Source organism: Archangium gephyra (genome assembly GCF_049060025.1).
Classification (GTDB): Bacteria; Myxococcota; Myxococcia; order Myxococcales; family Myxococcaceae; genus Archangium; species Archangium gephyra_A.
The window spans coordinates 9,696,431-9,714,408 of sequence record NZ_JBMEQQ010000002.1; the positions used below are offsets into that span (position 1 = coordinate 9,696,431).

Annotated in this window: 11 protein-coding genes; 8 read left to right on the top strand and 3 right to left on the bottom strand. The window is 67.1% G+C overall.

Translation table 11 applies throughout. The features are described 5' to 3' along the window. Positions 1 to 135 precede the first annotated feature (135 nt). Positions 136 to 1,197 carry an SPFH domain-containing protein gene (locus ACN28I_RS42435; RefSeq protein WP_420947573.1) on the top strand — a complete coding sequence of 354 codons (1,062 nt, stop codon included), beginning with the start codon at positions 136 to 138 and terminating at the stop codon, positions 1,195 to 1,197. A 135-nt stretch (positions 1,198 to 1,332) separates the two neighbouring features. On the opposite strand, the gene ACN28I_RS42440 is transcribed toward ACN28I_RS42435, so the two are convergent. Together ACN28I_RS42440 and ACN28I_RS42445 are read right to left on the bottom strand one after the other, a co-directional pair. Then, positions 1,333 to 3,225, bottom strand: coding sequence for a chromosome segregation protein SMC (locus tag ACN28I_RS42440; RefSeq protein ID WP_420947574.1), 1,893 nt, complete (start codon positions 3,223 to 3,225; stop codon positions 1,333 to 1,335). A 327-nt stretch (positions 3,226 to 3,552) separates the two neighbouring features. Continuing rightward, a complete protein-coding gene (locus tag ACN28I_RS42445; protein WP_420947575.1) occupies positions 3,553 to 5,304 on the bottom strand; it encodes a chromosome segregation protein SMC in 1,752 nt (583 codons plus the stop codon). A gap of 30 nt (positions 5,305 to 5,334) precedes the next feature. Between ACN28I_RS42445 and epmA the strand changes: the two genes are divergently transcribed. The 5 genes from epmA to ACN28I_RS42470 all read left to right on the top strand — a co-directional run bounded on the left by epmA (position 5,335) and on the right by ACN28I_RS42470 (position 14,268). After that, on the top strand, positions 5,335 to 6,321 hold the full coding sequence (epmA, locus tag ACN28I_RS42450; RefSeq protein ID WP_420947576.1) for an EF-P lysine aminoacylase EpmA: 987 nt from the start codon (positions 5,335 to 5,337) through the stop codon (positions 6,319 to 6,321). A 44-nt stretch (positions 6,322 to 6,365) separates the two neighbouring features. Further along, entirely contained in the window at positions 6,366 to 7,034 is a 669-nt protein-coding gene (locus tag ACN28I_RS42455; protein ID WP_420947577.1) for an inorganic pyrophosphatase, read from the top strand. A 133-nt stretch (positions 7,035 to 7,167) separates the two neighbouring features. Then, positions 7,168 to 8,469: a hypothetical protein gene (locus ACN28I_RS42460; RefSeq protein ID WP_420947578.1), complete on the top strand. Its 1,302-nt coding sequence runs from the start codon at positions 7,168 to 7,170 to the stop codon at positions 8,467 to 8,469. 31 nt (positions 8,470 to 8,500) lie between these two features. Further along, on the top strand, positions 8,501 to 9,160 hold the full coding sequence (locus tag ACN28I_RS42465; protein ID WP_420947579.1) for a helix-turn-helix transcriptional regulator: 660 nt from the start codon (positions 8,501 to 8,503) through the stop codon (positions 9,158 to 9,160). A gap of 2 nt (positions 9,161 to 9,162) precedes the next feature. Further along, positions 9,163 to 14,268 carry a KGGVGR-motif variant AAA ATPase gene (locus ACN28I_RS42470; RefSeq protein ID WP_420947580.1) on the top strand — a complete coding sequence of 1,702 codons (5,106 nt, stop codon included), beginning with the start codon at positions 9,163 to 9,165 and terminating at the stop codon, positions 14,266 to 14,268. A gap of 66 nt (positions 14,269 to 14,334) precedes the next feature. Here the strand turns inward: ACN28I_RS42470 and ACN28I_RS42475 are convergent, their stop codons facing one another. Next, positions 14,335 to 15,465 carry a hypothetical protein gene (locus ACN28I_RS42475; RefSeq protein ID WP_420947581.1) on the bottom strand — a complete coding sequence of 377 codons (1,131 nt, stop codon included), beginning with the start codon at positions 15,463 to 15,465 and terminating at the stop codon, positions 14,335 to 14,337. A gap of 67 nt (positions 15,466 to 15,532) precedes the next feature. Here ACN28I_RS42475 and ACN28I_RS42480 point away from each other — a divergent pair, with 67 nt between their 5' ends. Further along, positions 15,533 to 16,984 carry a nicotinate phosphoribosyltransferase gene (locus ACN28I_RS42480; protein ID WP_420947582.1) on the top strand — a complete coding sequence of 484 codons (1,452 nt, stop codon included), beginning with the start codon at positions 15,533 to 15,535 and terminating at the stop codon, positions 16,982 to 16,984. An 18-nt stretch (positions 16,985 to 17,002) separates the two neighbouring features. After that, positions 17,003 to 17,974 carry a nicotinamidase gene (locus tag ACN28I_RS42485; protein WP_420947583.1) on the top strand — a complete coding sequence of 324 codons (972 nt, stop codon included), beginning with the start codon at positions 17,003 to 17,005 and terminating at the stop codon, positions 17,972 to 17,974. Positions 17,975 to 17,978: the final 4 nt, after the last annotated feature.

Below are 17,978 nucleotides of genomic sequence, written 5' to 3' on the forward strand. Positions count from 1 at the left end.
TGGCATGTTCCAGGGGGCAAGCCGGGAGCGGTGCGATCGGCGGGCATGCAATGGGCCCGGTCGCTATCCGTTAGAGGGGTGTAGGCGGCGTGGCTCCCGGTAGTCGACGCGGTCTCAGGAGGCTTCGAAAGCACGATGGGATTCTTCGGTACGATCAAAGACGAGGCGCAGCGCAACTTCATCGCGCGTGCCGACGAGGCGAAGGGCGAGATTGTCTACAAGTATCCGGAGAAGAACATCCGGATGCTCACCCAGCTCACCGTCGATGCCGACGAGGTCGCCCTCTTCGTCAAGGACGGGAAGGTGGAGGGCAAGCTGGGGCCGGGGCGGCACCAGCTCGACACCAGCAACATCCCGTTCCTGTCGCGCTTCGTGGAGAAGTTCACCGGCGGCAACATGTTCATGGCCGAGGTGTTCTTCGTCTCCACGCGCGAGTTCACGGGCGTGAAGTTCGGAGGCCCCATCGGTGACGTGCGTGACCCGGAGACGGGGCTGGGCATCGGCACGATGGTGTACGGCGACTTCTCGGTGCGGGTGACGGAGCCGGAGAAGCTGGTGGTGGGCCTGGTGGGCATGGGCCGCACGAGCAACGCGGACTTCCTGGGCTGGTTCAAGGGCCAGGTGCTCAAGGTCACGCGCGATCGCATCGCCGAGCTGCTGGTGAAGAAGCGCTGGCCGCTGCTGGACGTGACGAGCGGCGCGTACACCGAGGAGATCGAGACCGAGGTGATCGCCGGCCTCAAGCCCCACGTGGACACCTACGGCATGACCGTGGTGCGGATGGGGAACTTCCACGTCAGCATCAAGGAAGAGGACGAGGTGACGCTGAAGAAGCTGTCGAAGGACGTGGCGTACTCGCGTCTGGCGGGCGGCTTCCAGCAGTACGCGCAGGGCCAGGCGATGCTGGGCGCGGCCGAGGGCATGGCCAAGGGAGGCGACGGCAGCGGCGCCGGCGCGGGCCTGCAGGGCATGGGGATGGGCATGGGCTTCGGCATGGCCCAGATGTTCACCAACCAGCAGCAGAACCAGCAGCAGCAGCAGCAGCACCAGCAGCAGCAGCCGGCTCCCGCGGCGGCGCCGACGGACACGCGCAGCCCGGCGCAGCGGCTGAAGGAGCTGAAGGAGCTGAAGGACGCGGGCGTGCTCTCGGATGACGAGTACAACGCCAAGCGCGCGGAGCTGATGAAGCTGCTGTAGCCCCCAGCTTCACGGCACCCCAGCGCCCCCCATATCCCCTCTCCCGCCGGGAGAGGGACGGGGTGAGGGTGCCGGAAACCACGAGTTGTACCCCGAGGCCTCCGTCCGTGATTCCGGGCGGAGGCCTTCGTGTTCCTACCGCCGGGCCTTGTGCCCGTGTTTCGGGAGGGAGGCCGCCTTCTTCCTGGACGTCGCGGCCTTGGACTTACGAGCCTTCGCGGCGTTCGGCTTCGACACCCGGGCCTGGGCGGTGACCGGCTTCTTCGCCGCGCGCGAGGCCGCCGGAGTGGGCTGGGCCTCGGGAGCGGGAGCCGGAGCCGTGGGGGCCGCCGGAGTGTTCTCGGGAGAGGCCGGGGCGGTGGGGCTCGCCGGAGCGGTGGGCGGGGCCTCGCTCTCGCCGCGGGCGTCCAGCTTGATGGGGACACCCAGGGTGGTGCCCAGCCGCAGCAGCAGCACGTCCGGGGCGATGCCCTGCTCGCCCATGGCCTCGGCCACCTCGCGCGCGGAGAGCGCGTTGCCGTGGGCCCACAGCCCCTGGAGGAACTTGCCGGCCTCCGGTGCGTGCCACCAGGACGGGCCGAAGCGCGCCTTGAGCTGGCCCTGGAGCTGGCCCGCGAGAAACCACGCGCGGAAGCTGTCCGCGGACTGGAAGAAGTCCTCCTGCTCCACCAGGTGGCGCGCGACGTCATCCTTCGTCGCGGGCATCTCGTCCACGCGCTCGAGCATGGCCTTGTACAGCTCGCGGGCGTCCACGCCCTCCTCCTGCCGGTGCAGCGCGAGCTGGTACAGCAGCCGGCCCGCGGCGCGGCGGATGAGGAACAGCTTGTGGGCGCTCGTGGCCGCCAGGTACGTGGAGCGGTCCTTGCCCGTCAGCCCCGCGTGCTCCTCCAGCCACACCGGGTCTTCCGTCAGGTCCTCGAAGAGGGCCGCGTAGGCCTCGGTGACGGTGGGGTTGCCCAGCTTGGCCAGCTCGAAGCGTGGCTCCTTCGTGTACGCATAGTGCAGCGCGTGGCCGAACTCGTGCAGCAGCCGCGACTGCTCCAGCGCGCCCTCGCCGGGCCGTACCGACAGCCGCACGTCTCCGGGCACCTCGATTCCCAGCGACAGCGGGCGCGGGTTCTTGCGCTTCACGTCCTCCCGCGCGTCGATGCGCACGTTCTTCATCTCGCCCAGGTCGATGCCCATCCCCGACAGGGTGCCGTGCGCGCGCAGCAGCAGCTCGCCCTTGGGGAAGAAGCCATCCACCTCGCGCGGGCGGAACAACCGCGGCAGGTCCGCCCGGGTGAGGTTGGCGAAGGGCATCCCCAGCTCGCGCTGGGCGAGCCGCTCCATCACATCCTTGTAGGGCGCCTCGGTGGCCTGCAGCACCTCCTCGGCCAGCAGGGCCAACCGGCTCAGGTCCGCCTGCCGCAGCTCGCCGCCAAAGGCCTCATAGGAGGCGTAGCCCAGCTCGCGCACCAGCTCCTCCGTGCGCGCCTCGCGCCGCTGGATGAGCGGGCCGAGCCGCTCCAGGGCGGGGGTGGCCGCGGTGTAGAGGGCCTGGCGCCTGGGCGCGCTGCGCTCGTTGGCCAGCAACCGCTCCAACTCGCCCCAACGCACCTCGCGGCCATCCACCTGGAAGGTCAGCGACGCCTCCAGGTTGGCGATGGCGTCGTTCATCTCGGCGAGCTGCTGCGACAGGTACTCGCCCGCGAAGTGCGACTGGAGCGCGGTGAGGGCGCGCAACTCGCGCGGCTCCGTGGTGCGCTGGCGCAGCCGGTCGATCTTCCGGATGTTGTCGAGGCTGAACAGCGCCTCCTTGCCCACGTAGGTGGAGGCCACGTCCGCGCGGGCCCCCTCGGCCCAGTAGTTCCACACGAGCAGATCCTGCGATTTGAGCAGGGCGGCGGCTTCGGAGGCGAGCCGCGCCACCTCCTGGGCGAGCTTCTGCTCCTCGGTGAGGGGAGGAGGTGCCCTGGGCGTGGTGACGCACCCGCCGAGGGCGCTGAGGCTGAGGGACAGGACGAGTGCGGGAAGCCTTGGGCGCATGGGAGGCGCAATGTAACGTCCGCGGCGCTCATGCCCAATCCAGACCGGTGGCGCTCGGCCGCAGGTAGGCAGGCACTCTACGGAGCCCTCTGCCGTTTCTTCACCCAGCTTGGGTGTCGAAGGTAGACCGGCCGGTGAGGGGCGATGGCTTCTTCCGCCGCACGCCCTACGAGCGGCTATCGGTGCGGGACGCGGTGCCGCGGGGGACGGGCGTAGACCTACGGGCCTGTGCGGACAGGCCCTCGCTCGAGGTACGGGCCTGGAGCGGCTTCTTCGCCGCATGCGCGGCCGCCGAAGTGGGCTGGGCCGCGGGAGCGGGGGTGGGAGTCACGGGAGCGTGGCCGGAGCGGGCTCCTGTGCCGGAGCCGTGGGCGCCGCCGGGGTGTTCTCGGGAGAGGCCGGAGCGGTGGGGCTCGTCGGGGCGGCGGGCGGGGCCGCGTTCTCGTCGCGGGCATCCAGCTTGATGGGGACGCCCAGGGTGGTGCCCAGCCGCAGCAGCAGCACGTCCGGGGCGATGCCCTGCTCGCCCATGGCCTCGGCCACCTCGCGCGCGGAGAGCGCGTTGCCGTGGGCCCACAGCCCCTGGAGGAACTTGCCGGCATCCGGCGTGTGCCACCAGGACGGGCCGAAGCGCGCCTTGAGCTGGCCCTGGAGCTGGCCCGCGAGAAACCACGCGCGGAAGCTGTCCGCGGACTGGAAGAAGTCCTCCTGCTCCACCAGGTGGCGCGCGACGTCATCCTTCGTCGCGGGCATCTCGTCCACGCGCTCGAGCATGGCCTTGTACAGCTCGCGGGCGTCCACGCCCTCCTCCTGCCGGTGCAGCGCGAGCTGGTACAGCAGCCGGCCCGCGGCGCGGCGGATGAGGAACAGCTTGTGGGCGCTCGTGGCCGCCAGGTACGTGGAGCGGTCCTTGCCCTTCAGTCCCGCCTGCTCCTCCAGCCACACCGGGTCCTCCATCAGGTCCTCGAAGAGGGCCGCGTAGGCCTCGGTGACGGTGGGGTTGCCCAGCTTGGCCAGCTCGAAGCGTGGCTCCTTCGTGTACGCATAGTGCAGCGCGTGGCCGAACTCGTGCAGCAGCCGCGACTGCTCCAGCGCACCCTCGCCGGGCCGTACCGACAGCCGCACGTCTCCGGGCACCTCGATTCCCAGCGACAGCGGGCGTGGATTCTTGCGCTTCACGTCCTCCCGCGCGTCGACGCGCACGTTCTTCATCCCGTACAGGCCGAGGCCCATCCCGGACACGGTGCCGTGCGCACGGCTCAGCATCCCGTTCTTGGGGAAGAAACCATCCACCTCGCGCGGGCGGAACAGCCGCGGCAGGTCCGCCCGGGTGAGGCTCGTGAAGGGCATCCCCAGCTCGCGCCGGGCGAGCCGCTCCATCACGTCCTTGTAGGGCGCCTCGGTGGCCTGCAGCACCTCCTCGGCCAGCAGGGCCAACCGGTTCAGGTCCGCCTGCCGCAGCTCGCCGCCAAAGGCCTCATAGGAGGCGTAGCCCAGCTCGCGCACCAGCTCCTCCGTGCGCTGCTCGCGCCGCTGGATGAGCGGGTTGAGCCGCTCCAGCGCGGGCGTGGCCGCCGTGTAGAGGGCCTGGCGCTTCGGCGCGGCGCGCTCGTTGGCCAGCAGCCGCTCCAGCTCGCCCCAACGCACCTCGCGGCCATCCACCTGGAAGGTCAGCGACGCCTCCAGGTTGGCGATGGCATCGTTCATCTCGGCGAGCTGCTGCGACAGGTACTCGCCCGCGAAGTGCGACTGGAGCGCGGTGAGGGCGCGCAGCTCGCGCGGCTCCGTGGTGCGCTGGCGCAGCCGGTCGATCTTCCGGATGTTGTCGAGGCTGAACAGCGCCTCCTTGCCGTCGTAGGTGGAGGCCATGTCCGCGCGGGCCCCTTCGGCCCAGAAGTTCCACACCAGCAGATCCTGCGATTTGAGCAGGGCGGCGGCTTCGGAGGCGAGCCGCGCGACCTCCTGGGAGAGCTTCTGCTCCTCGGTGAGGGGGGGAGGGGCCACCTTGGGCGTGGTGACGCACCCGCCGAGGGCGCTGAGGCTGAGGGACAGGACGAGTGCGGGAAGCCTTGGGCGCATGGGGCGCGCAATGTAACTTCCGCGGCGCTCATGCCCAATCCAGTCCAGTGGCGCTCGGCGGCAGGCCGGCAGGCGCTCTACGGAGCCCTCCGCCGTTTCTTCACCCAGCTTGGTTACCTGGAGGTGGACACCCCGCTGCTCGTCCCCGCTCCGGGGATGGAGCCCCACATCACCGCCTTTGAGGCCCCCTTCGTCCCCGAGACGGACGTGGGGCAGCGCCGCACCCTCTACCTGCACACCAGCCCCGAGTACGCCATGAAGCGGCTGCTCGCCGACGGCTCCGGGCCGCTCTTCCAGATTTGCAAGGTATTCAGGAACGGGGAGGTCTCGAGGACCCACAACCCCGAGTTCACCATGCTGGAGTTCTACCGGCCGCAGGCGGACTACCACGCCATCATGGCGGACCTGGAGGGGGCGCTGGCGGAGGCGGACCGGGCGGTGGGAGGCGATGGCTTCTTCAGCCGCATGCCCTACGAGCGGCTGTCGGTCCGGGACGCGGTGCTCCGGGAGACGGGCGTGGACCTGAGGGAGTGTTCGGACGGGCCCTCGCTGAAGCGGGCGGCCGAGGCGGCGGGGGTGCGCACCGGGGACGCCACCAGCTTCGATGACATCTTCTTCCACCTCTTCCTGCAGAAGGTGGAGGGGAAGCTGGGGTGGGAGCGGCCGACCTACCTGACGGAGTACCCCGCCTCCATGGCCTCGCTGGCGCGGCTCAAGCCGGAGGACCCCACCGTGGCCGAGCGCACGGAGCTGTACGCGAGGGGGCTGGAGCTGGCCAACGGCTTCTCCGAGCTGACGGACGGGGTGGAGCAGCGCGCCCGCCTGGTCGAGGAACAGGAGTTCCGGCGAAGAGAGGGCCGTGCCGTCTATCCACTGGACGAGCGGTTCCTCGACGCGGTAGGGCGCATGCCACCCTCGGCGGGTATCGCCGTGGGGCTGGACCGTATCCTGATGCTGTTGCTGGGCGTGGAGTCCATCTCGGATGTCCTCCTGTTCCCAGCGCATGAATTCGTTTGAAGAGAAGGACCGCGGACGTCCCTGACGCCGGGTAGAGAAGTCACATGGCCACCAAGAAGCCGCAGACCCACAGTTTCCAGGCCCATCCCTGGCACGGCATCTCCCCGGGCGACGAAGCCCCCGAGACCGTTACCGCCTACATCGAGATGGTGCCCACCGACACGGTGAAGTACGAGCTCGACAAGGACACGGGCATCCTGCGGCTGGACCGGCCGCAGCAGTTCTCCAGCCAGTGCCCCACGCTCTACGGGTTCATCCCGCAGACGTACTGCGACGAGCTGGTGGCCAAGCGCTGCGCCGAGCGCACCGGAAACAAGGGCATCAAGGGGGATGGGGATCCGCTCGACATCTGCGTGCTGACGGAGAAGGTGATTCCGAGCGGCGCGCTGCTGGTACGCGCGGTGCCGGTGGGCGGCTTCCGCATGGTCGACGGCAACGAGGCCGACGACAAGATCATCGCCGTGCTGGAGTCGGACCTCGTCTACGGGGCGCTGCAGCACGTGGCCCAGTTGCCGATCACGCTCGTCGAGCGCCTCAAGCACTACTTCCTCACGTACAAGCAGATCCCCAGCCAGGCCAAGCGCTCGGTGGAGATCGTCGAGATGTACGATCGGAGCGAGGCGCACGAGGTCATCCAGCGCAGCATGAAGGACTACCAGCGCGTGTACGGCCAGCCCGCGCCCGCGCGCAAGTCGCGCGGCCGCAAGGGGTAGCCCCTAGATGCACCCCTGCCTATGGAGGGGCCTTGCGTCGGCGCAGGGTTTCGGCAGGGCGTTGAGCGCCAGCGCGTGAACGGTTCCCGCGCTCACTGATGTTAGGAATGCTGCCTGTTCACCCGGTCGGTCAATGATGACGGATCTGCAGACCAACAACTACGCGCGCCGGCTGCTCGTCGAACTCTTTGTCCAGTTCGAAGCGGACCACAATTGGTTCCAGGACGAGGAGTGCGGGACCGTGCTGGACTTGATGAACAGGCTTGAGGTGGAGATCGCTCGGGGCTTCGCGCTCCTGGATGAGGGCCAGGAGTTGCCTGCGGACATGCGGCCTCTTGTGAAGCTCAGGGCCTTGGACCGGTTCCTGAAAGAGAGCACCGGGTTTCAAGTCACGGGTCTGCCGGCTCAGGTGACGCTGGAAGGCGATCGGCGCTTCTATGTCTACCGGCGCCCCCTGGGCCTGCGTCAGCCGTCCATCCAGGGGCAGATGGGCGGGCACCTGCGCAACTGGGTAGCGCACCACTGGGTCATCCCGGAGAAGCTCTACGGCTACAGCGTCGAAATCGTCAGACCGACGCAGTTCCTCATTTCGAAGTTCGAAGCACTCCGGCAGCGCCGAGAGCTGCTGCGAGTGGCCATCTACCACTTCGAGGAGGGCGTGGAGATTGTTTGGCACGAGAACCTGCTCCCCCATTTGCAGGCCGTGGACCTCAAGGAGCCGGAGAAACAATGGAATCGGGTGGAGCGCCTGCTGGAACGCGCCCTCCAGCAGAGGGTCCATGTCCTAGTTCTTCCCGAGCTCACCGTTACTCCAGCCCTGCGCCGCAATATCCAGCACTGGTTGGTGAAGCACCTCGGCCGCCACTCACTCCTCCTGGTTCTACCGGGTAGCTTCCACGAGGCCGACTCATCCCGGCCCAGTGAGGTCTTCAACAGGACGCAGTTGCTGGACAGCACCGGTCAAGTCGTGATGGATCACAGCAAGATCACCAGCTTTGGCCGCATAGAATCGTTCGAGCACATCCGCCTCGGAAAGCGCATCAGCCTCCTTCCGTTGCCCATCGGCCTGATGGCCACCCCCATCTGCCTGGACTTCTGCCAGTCCGATCACCCGATCCGTGAGATCTGGAAGGCACTCGGTCCGGAGTGGTTGCTCGTTCCTGCCTACGGCAACCAGTCGAGTGTGAACGCCCATCGCGCTGCGGCCAAGGATCTCAAGATTTCCCACGGAAGCCGGACGGTGCTCGCCAACCAGCATCCTCGGGGTGAAGCACCGGCTCGTGGATTCATCGGAGATCCTCCCTCGGAGTCTACGCCCCAGAACCCCGACGAGCAGCCAGCGGAACAGGCGGACGCCTTTCAGGTGGAGGAACTGCGGATCTGGCCCGACGAGACGCCCGGGGGAAACAAGAGTGGCCCCGGGTGGGTAAACTAGAGTAAACAGGCTTATTGCCAGGAGTTTACTCATGCCGCTCGATCTTGAGGAGTGTGCCCCCGAAGATGTGGCGGTCTACTCGACCCTCCCCGAGTTGCTGGAAGCTGTCGAGGCCATCTCAGGCTGGAGCGACAGGAAGGCGGCGGTGCTGGACTACGTTTATTGCGAGCGGCTGCTGAAGCTGATCCGGACGAACGCACCGAGAGAGCAGCTTGAGGAGTTCAACGAGCACCTCGTCCAGGTGGTGCATCCCTTGCGGCAGGAGGAACTGGACGGCTTGGGCCAACGCTACTACCAGCGCTGGTCCTTGTTGCGTGAGCTCCTGGAGCGACGCATCGAATCGCGGCGCGGTGAGATGCCTCAACAGTTGCTGGTGCGGGAGCACGTGTCTTCCATCCTGGAGTACCTCACCCGGGCCCGCGGGCCAGTGAGCCAGCAGGACCTCCAACGGGAGCTGGATCTCAAAAAGGCCAACCTGTCGCGCATCCTGAGTCGGCTGGAAGCCCACGAACTCATCGACAAGCTCCCGGGCAAGGGTGGCGGCAATCTCATCACCCTGGGGCCCCGGGGCCGCGAACTGGCACCGGCCACCGCGCCGCTGCCCCCAGCGCCCACCGTCGAGCAGTCTGGGAAGATGCCGCGCCCTTCCTCGTACATGGCGGACGATGATTCGCCTCCCCCCCCGATGTGACGATGACGACCCACATCTCTACTTTCTATAGCTTCAAGGGCGGCGTCGGACGCTCCCTCCTGCTCGCCAATGTCGGCGTCAGCCTCGCGCGCAGCTCGCAAAAGATCCTGCTCTGGGACCTCGATATGGAAGCACCGGGGATGCATTACATCTCGGGACTGCGAGCGCAGAAGTTACCGGCCCGTGGCTTCTTGGAGTGGCTCGTGGATTGGCAACAGGCGAACTCTCCGATTCCGGAGGGACACCTGCTTGAGTCCTTCCTGTCGCTGGCCTATGCCGTCCCCAACATCCCAGGATTGTTTGTTCTGCCTGCGTTCGGAGAACGCGGCAACTTCGCTCGTCTGTACCAACAGATTGACTGGCATGCCTTCATCGCCCGGAATCCAGAGGTCGGGTTGAAGCTGTTCCAACGGCTCCTGGAGGCGCTCGCCGCGAAGTTCCAGTACGACCACATCCTGCTGGACTCACGCACGGGCATCACCGACCTGGGAGGGCTGCTCACCGCCGTGCTGCCGCATGCGACGGTATTGGTGGGCAACTACTCGGCGCAGAACACCGTGGGCCTGTTGAGTGTCTACCGCGCGCTCCAGAAGGCGGTGGACGACAAGCTTTCTGTGCGCAACCAGGGCGCACTCCAGCGGATCCTCGTCGCATCGCCTGTGCCGCTCGACGAGGATCCGGGCAGCCTCGCGCGCCGCCGTGCTGTCTGGGATAGCCAGTTCGAGTTGCCACCCGAGGAAACCCGCGTGGAGGTGCCCTTCGTGGCCCGGCTCCTCTTCAGTGAGGAACTGCTCGTGGAGACGGAGCAGCCCAGCTCTCCCGTGGTACGCGCCTACACGCGGGTGGCCCAACAGCTTCTCGACCTGCGCAAGGCGCTTCTCCGGAAGCAAGAGTCAGCCGAGCTCGAGTCCGTGCTCTACCGTGACCTCTCCTCGAACCGGCCGGGCCCCAGACAGAAGGAAGCGCGAGGACCATCCTTCGAGCAACGGATCGAGCGGTTGCTGCAGCTGTTGGGTTACTCGGTGAGCCGTGGCGAACCCTCCGGCCTCATCGCCCAGCGCAAGAGCGGCTTTCAACAAGAACGCTATCTCGTCGCATGCAAGGAATCGCGTAGCCCCTTGAGCGCGGCCGTGGCGGCGGACCTCGCGGACTCCTTGCGCGCTGCGACCGAACATACCCCTGGGACAAAGCCCATGCTGGTGGCGTCCGCGTTTTCGAAGGCGGCCCGCGATTACTTCCGGAATTGGCAGGGGGTTGCATTGACCCTGGGCGAGCTGGAAGGGGAGTTGTTCGACTTCAAACCCTATCTGACACGCCTCCGGAGGAATTACGAGGAGAGCACCCTCGCTCGCGCCTATGTGGACTCGAGTTTCGTTCCGAGGTCTCACGAGCCCAAGTCCATCCCCGTCCTGGAGCGGGGCAAGGCATGGGCTCACGGGAAGGGCTCGCGCCTCTGGGTCGTGCTGGGAGAGCCGGGGACAGGGAAGACCAGCTTCGTCCGGAGGCTCGCCTACGAGCTGGCGACTGCCGCCGAGCGTGACTCGGAAACGCCCATTCCCCTCTATATCCCATTGAGGGAGCTGTCAGGTGCCCTGACACTGGAGACGCTGCTCCAGGAACACATGGCCACGGCCGTGGGCTGGCGCGGAGACCCCGCCGTCCTGCTCTACCTGCTCTCCCTGGGGCGTGTGGTCCTGCTGCTGGATGGCTTGGATGAGATGGGGAGTGCGGTGGCCAACTTCTCCGCGCTGGAGGAGCAATTCCGCAATCTGGCCCGGCCGACGGCGCTCGAGCCAGAACGGCGCCGCGGCAACCGGGTTCTGTTGACCGCCAGGACGGGTCTGTTCCGCGAGCCGCGGCCGGTCGGTTCCCGCTCTCCCGAGGAGGGGCAACCCCAGTTGACGTCGCTGGGCCAGGTCGCTCTGGCATTCGGGGTGGAGGTGGACGAACTGGCGGGGTGGAATCAGAAGCAACTCCTCCGGTTCCTCACCCGGTCGTTTGGCGAAGAGCGGGCGGAGCAGTGGCGCATGCTCTTGAGCAGATTGGAGGAAAAGGCGGAGCTGGTGATATCTCGCCCGCTACTAGTGGAGATGCTGCTGTATGCGGCTCCTGATCTTTCCGCCCAGAAGGGACCCTTGAGTCTGGGGTCTCTCTTCCAGCATTTCACTGACCGCTGGTTCAAGACAGAGTCCCTGCGGAGTCCCGATGCGGCAATGGTTCAGCCCCAGATTTTCGAGCACATCGCACGGGAGCTGAGAGGACGTCCACAGGGCAGGGTGCATTTGCGTCAACTCATCGGCCTATTGAGGGAGTTGGATGAGAGGCTTTCCCTTGCCGAGTCCGAGCGCCTGGGAACGGAGCTGCGGACCTCGCCCTTCCTCGCGCGAACGGAGCCCGTCGGCAATTACCAGTTCGCGTTCAAGAGCTTCGAGGACTTCTTTTTTGCCCGGTACCTGCTTCGTGCGGCACGGCAGCGGACCCTGACGAGCGCGCTGGATACGCCGCCACTGACGCCGGAGTGCGTCTCCTTCGTGGCCGACCTCATCGCACTCGAAGGGGGCGGTGATGAGCTCCGGGTGGCCCTGCACGGGATACTCGCTTCCGCCTATCGTCCGCAGGTGAGCGAGAACGCCCTCCGGCTCGCCTACGAATGGGCCTGCAACACCGCAGGGCAGGCGGGTTCCCGGAGTCAGGAGGAGATGTCCCGGATCGTCCCAATCGGGGCTCGCTTGCAGGGGGCTGACCTTCGCAATGCCCGTCTGGCCTTTGCCTGGATCGAGGGCGCCCAGCTCGAAGGAGCGCTGCTGGATGGAGCGGACCTCACAGGAGCCCATTTGCGAGGAGTTGCGGGGATGGGGCTCAAAGTGCGCGGCGGTGTGCTGGATGCGGCGGACTTTTCGGGCGCGGAGTTGGAGGGGGCGGACTTCTCGGGGAGCAGTGCCTTTCATCGGTCCCCGTTGTTCGTCAACGCAGTGCTTCGGGATGTGCGTTTGCGAGGGACCGCCTGGCGGATGCCTGCGTTGCACGCGGCCACTCTTGAGAGCACCGATCTGGCGCTTGCGCGGTGGCGCGCACAGCGAATCGTGGCGCAGGGTCAACCCGACGCCTTCCTGGTTCCGGTGCTCCAGGGGAAGATCAAGTCCATCGCGAGCTCACCCGATGGCTCTCTGTTGGCGATCAGCAGCGGCTGGAGCCCCAGGATCCTGGACTCCATTTCGGGTCGTCCCTTGATGTCCTTGGTCGGCAACGACGCGGAAGTGGGCTGGGTGACCTTTTCTCCCGATGGAGCGTGGTTGGCGGGTGGCTGCGATGATGGCAAAGTGGTCTTCTGGGAGAGTTCATCCGGGAAGCTGCTCTGGAGCATTCAGGCCCATGCACAGCAAGTCCGTGAGTTGGCGTTCTCGCCTGATGGTGCACTGCTCGCCACGGGATCCGAGGACGGTACCGCTTGTATGTGGGACGTACGGACCGGCAAGTTGCTGAGAACTCTGGATGGCCACGGTAAGCCGGTGACAACGGTCTCCTTCTCATCGGATGGGGCGCTGTTGGCCACCGGCTCGGAAGATGCGACCATCCTCATCTGGGACGTCTCTGGGAAAAAGCCTGTTCGCTGCCTGAGAGGCCATCGGAATCCCGTTGTCTGGATCGCATTCCATCCCAGGATCCCGCATCAACTTGCGAGCGGATCCGAGGATGGCACGCTGCGCCTCTGGAGCGTAATCGAAGAAATTGAGACCCTGCAGTTCGATCCCAACCATGGCGTCATCAATAGCATGGCTTTCAATGGCACCTATTTGGCTGCCATTACGGACCGGGACCGCCTGTTGGTCTGGAATTGCGAAACGCAGACACTAGTTCGCAACATACCCCTCCAAGCGGAAGAGGGCATCGTGGCCTTTGTAGCGGGGCGCACCGCGAGCATTGTTTTCGCTACGATCAGGTCGCTCTCCATCGAGCACCTCGATGGCTCCGGGGCGGGTGCTCTGAGTTTAGCCACTCCCTGGGTGCCCGCTACTGTGTTGATGCCAGATGGGAACGCGGTCATTGGATGTGTGGATGGATCCGTCTGGATCTGGAATACACAGAGTGGCGAGTGTCGACCCATTGTCCTGACTGGAAGTGACGATCTGATCGGTCTAGCGGTATCTCCTGATGGGACACGATTGGCTACCGCTGCAGGCTATGGTGCTGTTCAGATCTGGAGCCTTGAGACAGGTGAATTGCTGGATGTGGTCTCCAGTCGCGAGCGCCTCCTCTTTCTGGAGTTCTCGCCGGATGGAAGATATCTGGCGGGAGTAGGTCAGTATGCACTGGTCTGGGAACTGACATCGACCCGACCGCAGGTCGCCTTTGCGTTGGAGGGGCACGAAGGACTGATTGGCGGAGGCACCTTTTCCCCGGACGGGCGCTGGCTGGCGACCTTCGACGATGAGGCCGTACGTTTGTGGAATGGCAGGACCGGAGCCGCAGTGCGAGTCTTGGAAAGCCTTCGAGTCCATGTGCACTGCATTACCTTCTCTCCAGATGGAAAATGGTTGGCGGGAGCCGGGGAGGATGGCGAGATCTTCTTTTGGGATCTGACGTCGAGTGAGCCGGCTCGTGTCATGCGCGGGCCCGATGAGTCTATCTACAGCATATCGTATTCCCCGGATGGAGCTTGGCTCCTGACGGGCTCGAGAGAAGGCTCGGCCTGTGTCTGGGACGTCCGGGCTGGCACGCTACTCAAGCGGCTCGATACGCATGCTGCGGAGGTGGATTGCGTGGCATTCTCGAGGGATGGCCGCCGCGCGATTACGACTGCGTGGGACGATGGTGTCACTCGACTCTGGGATACGGCAACGTGGCGCCCCATGGCGGAAATCGTCCGTCTACCGCAGGGCTGGGCCACGCTGGCCGGCCCGTACGCCGTCGTATCCCCTGGTGCGGATACCGACAGAGTGGCCGTGCAGGCAGGGAATCGCTTCGCCCCGCTGTCATTGCTGCAGGACGTATGCGTCCGGCCGGACATGGTCAGAGCTGCGCTGGCGGGACATCCCATAGAACCCTTGTGCTTGGATTTGTCAGCCGCAGAGACCGCGCTCGCTGCTCAGAAGATCGACCGGAATTGACGGGGAGCTTTCACCCAGGGGCTTTTTTGTTTCCGAGCGCCGCAGGGCTCATCAATGGCGGACTGCTCAGCGCACCTCGAGCAGCCGCACGCGTTTGTAGAGCCGGCGGTCGAGCGGCATCCGCAGGTCCGTGAGCTTCATCTCCGCGTCGAACTCGATGCTGACGGTGGGGATGGGCGGGCTGATGGAGATGATGAGCTCGATCTGCCACAGGCTCACCAGTTGCGTGCGGCCCTGGAGGGCCTCGGGTGGCGGAATGGGCAGGCTCGCGGCGGCGGCGCGGATGTCGGCGACCGCCTCCCGGTCTATCTGCAGGTCGTTGCTCGGCGTGACGAGCTCCACGCTGAGCAGCCGCCCCTCGGTGTCCTGCACCACGCGCACGGTGGCGCGGCGGGTGGCGCGGAACTGCTCCTTCATCTGCCGGCGCAGCGTGCGGCGCGCCTCAAGCGATGGGTCTCCTCCGGGCGGCAGGCGGTCGTAGGCCTCCGGCGTGTCGGTGTCGAGCGCCGAGCCCGTGTTCGCGTACGCCGCGGCTCTGTCCGACCACACGCGCATCCACTCCGCCGAGTTGCCACGGGTCTGGTCGAGGAAGCCCTTGATGCCCTTGGCACTGACGGCGCGCTCGGCATCCCAGTTCTTCAGCAGCGACTTGCCCAGCTCGGAGAAGTACGGGTGCACGAGCCCCCGGTCCACCTTCCCCCGGCGCACTCCCTCCATGACCATGTCGGCGACCTTCTCCTCCGGCGTGGCGGGAACAGGCACGCCCGCGTCCGGCACGTCGACCCCTCCGCCGGGGCTCCACGACAGCGAGGGCGTGGGCAGGAGCCGTGACGCGCCCAGGCGGGGATCCTCGGCCCGGGGCACGTCCGCGCGAGGACTGTCTCCCACGGGAGGCGCTTCGGTGACGGTGGGAGGCTCGGCCTGGGTCGAGGGTGGCGGTGGCTTCGGGGCCTGCGCAATGGCGGGTGGAGGGCGGCGGGGCGGTCTCGGCGGCGGGGGGCTCGGGGGGAGGGGCTTCGGAGGCTCGGGGGGTGGAGCCACCTCCACCTCGACGAACTGGAGCGTCGCCGGGGCAGGGGAGAGGGGGCGCTGCTCCGCGAGCGGGGAATGCCGGACCTCCATCCATAGCCACAGCGCGGCGTGCAAGCCGAAGCTCAGGAGGAGCGCGAGCAGCAGTCGGCGTCGGGAGTCCGGCATTCCTGGGCCGATCTAACCACCCCTGGCGCCCATTTGGTTAGAGTGCGAGTCCTGGAGGCAACACCACATGGGGAGTTCGCTGCTCGCGACGGACGGCTACAAGTTCAGCATGGCGGAGGCTGGCTGGCCGCTTCGCCGGGAGACGTTCTACTACTCGCACCGCAAGGGCGGACAGCAGGTGGTGCCTCTGGACCTCGAGTCCTACGTGCGCGGCCTGCTCCCGGAGCCGGCCGAGAGCGACTACGCCTATCTGGCCCGCAACAGCTACGAGATGGGGGCGGGCTTCAAGGCGGCCATCCAGCGCAAGGACAAGCTCGTCATCCGCGCCCTGCCCAAGGGCGCCCGCTTCTACGCGCGTGAGCCCGTGTTCACGGTGACGGGGACCTCGGCGCTGGTGTCGTGGCTGGAGCCGTTGTTGCTGCAGCTCAACTTCCGCATCCAGATCGCCACGCAGGCGCTGGCGGACCGCGAGGCGCTGGCGAAGGCGCTCGCCGTGTTGTCGTGCGAGGAGGAGAAGCGCATCGCCCTGGAGACGCTGGACGCGGTGGGGGTGAAGCCGGTGCCCATCACCGTGGACGCCGAGGGCTACCATGCGCGCGTGGTGGCGGTGGTGCGCGAGCTGGTGGCGGCGGTGCAGGACCCGAGCCGCATCTTCGAGGTGGGGCTGCGCGCGGCCACGTGCCTGGAGCAGCATGAGATCGCCCTGCGGGCTTGCAAGGAGGCCGGGGTGATGCGCACCAGCAACGTGTATCTGGCGCAGAAGCTGGGGATGATTCCGGTGGGCACCATGGGGCACGAGCACGTGCAGCGCTACGGCTCGGACGAGGCGGCCTTCCGGGCCATCCGCGAGCGGCGGCCGGAGCGCTCCAGCTACCTGCTGGACACCTACGACACGGTGACCTCGGGCCTGCCCACGGCCTTCCGCCTCGTCCACGAGGAGCCTGGCGCGGGGGACTCCATCCGCTTCGACTCGGGAGACAAGAAGAAGCAGTACGTGCTGGCGGTGTCGCGGGCGAAGGAGGAGGGCATCAAGCCGGTGCTCATCCTCGAGGACGGGCTGGACGCGCAGGCCACGCGCGAGTTCGAGGCGCTGCGGACCCAGTACGGCTGGGAGTCCTCGAAGCAGTTCTACGGCTATGGCGGCTTCATCGTGGCGCGCACCATGGCGAGCCCCTACACGCGGGACCGGGTGGCGGCGGTGTACAAGCTGTCGCGCACGGGCCACGTGCCCACGATGAAGTTCGGCAACGAGCTGGCCGAGGGCAAGCAGAGCATCCCGGGCGTGCCGGTGGTGTTCCGGCGCAAGAGCGGCTCGGGGCCCATCGGCCTCATCGGGCAGGAGGGCGAGCCGGTGCCCGAGGGCTACGAGCTGCTCTCCGGCGCCACGCCCGAGGCCGCCGCCGCCATCCCCGCCCCCACGGAGGGGGAACACCGCGTCGCGTACACGCCGGCCACGCAGGCGCTCGTGGACGAGCTGCGCCAGCGTCACTTCCCACAGGGCCCCGCGCTGCGGTCCTGAGCCTTCCTGGAGAACGCCATGCCGTTGCCCCTTCCCGAGTTCCATGACGACAAGCGCGTGGGCACGCTGTACCTGGAGCGTGCCGCGCTGGTGACCGAGGAGGCCCGCCGTTATGCGCTGGCCCACCAGGTGAAGCCCGCGCGCGAGGACCGGCAGCGCATCGCCGCCTTCGGTATCGACGTGCAGGTGGCCTTCTGCCAGCCCGAGGCGAGCCTCTTCGTCCCGGGCGCGGTGGAGGACTCGCAGCGCGCGCTGCGCTGGCTGTACACGCACCTGGACCGCATCACCGGGCTGGTGTTCTCGCTGGACACGCACCGCGTCTTCCAGGTGTTCCACCCCGCGTGGTGGCAGGACGCCGAGGGCCGCAATCCCGCGCCGATGACGCCGATTACGTCGGCGGACATCCGCTCGGGGAAGTGGCGGCCCACGCGTTACTCGCAGGAGAGCCTGGCCTACTGCGAGCGCCTGGAGGCCACGGGGAAGTACGTGTTGACGGTGTGGCCGTACCACGCCCTGCTCGGCGGGCTCAGCCACGCGCTGCTGCCGTCGGTCATGGAGGCGAGCCTCTTCCACGCGGTGGCGCGCGACACGCAGACGCGCTTCGAGGTGAAGGGCGAGGAGCCGCTGACGGAGAACTACTCGGTGCTCTCGCCCGAGGTGACGGAGCTGCCCGGGCAGAAGGTGGGCGAGTTCAACCAGGAGCTCTTCGATCACCTGCTGACGTTCGACCGGGTGTACGTCTTCGGGCAGGCGAAGTCGCACTGCGTGCTGTCGACGCTGATGGACCTCCAGAAGCACATCGAGACGACGGACCGCTCGAAGATGGGGCGCATCCACATCCTCGAGGACGCGATGAGCCCCGTGCCGGCGCCGCCGCTGGATCCGTTGCCCCCCGGGTTGGACTTCCCGCGCGTGGCCAACGAGGCGATGCGGAAATTCCGCGAGGCCGGGATGAAGGTGGTGAAGACCACGGACCCGCTGGACGGGTGAGGGG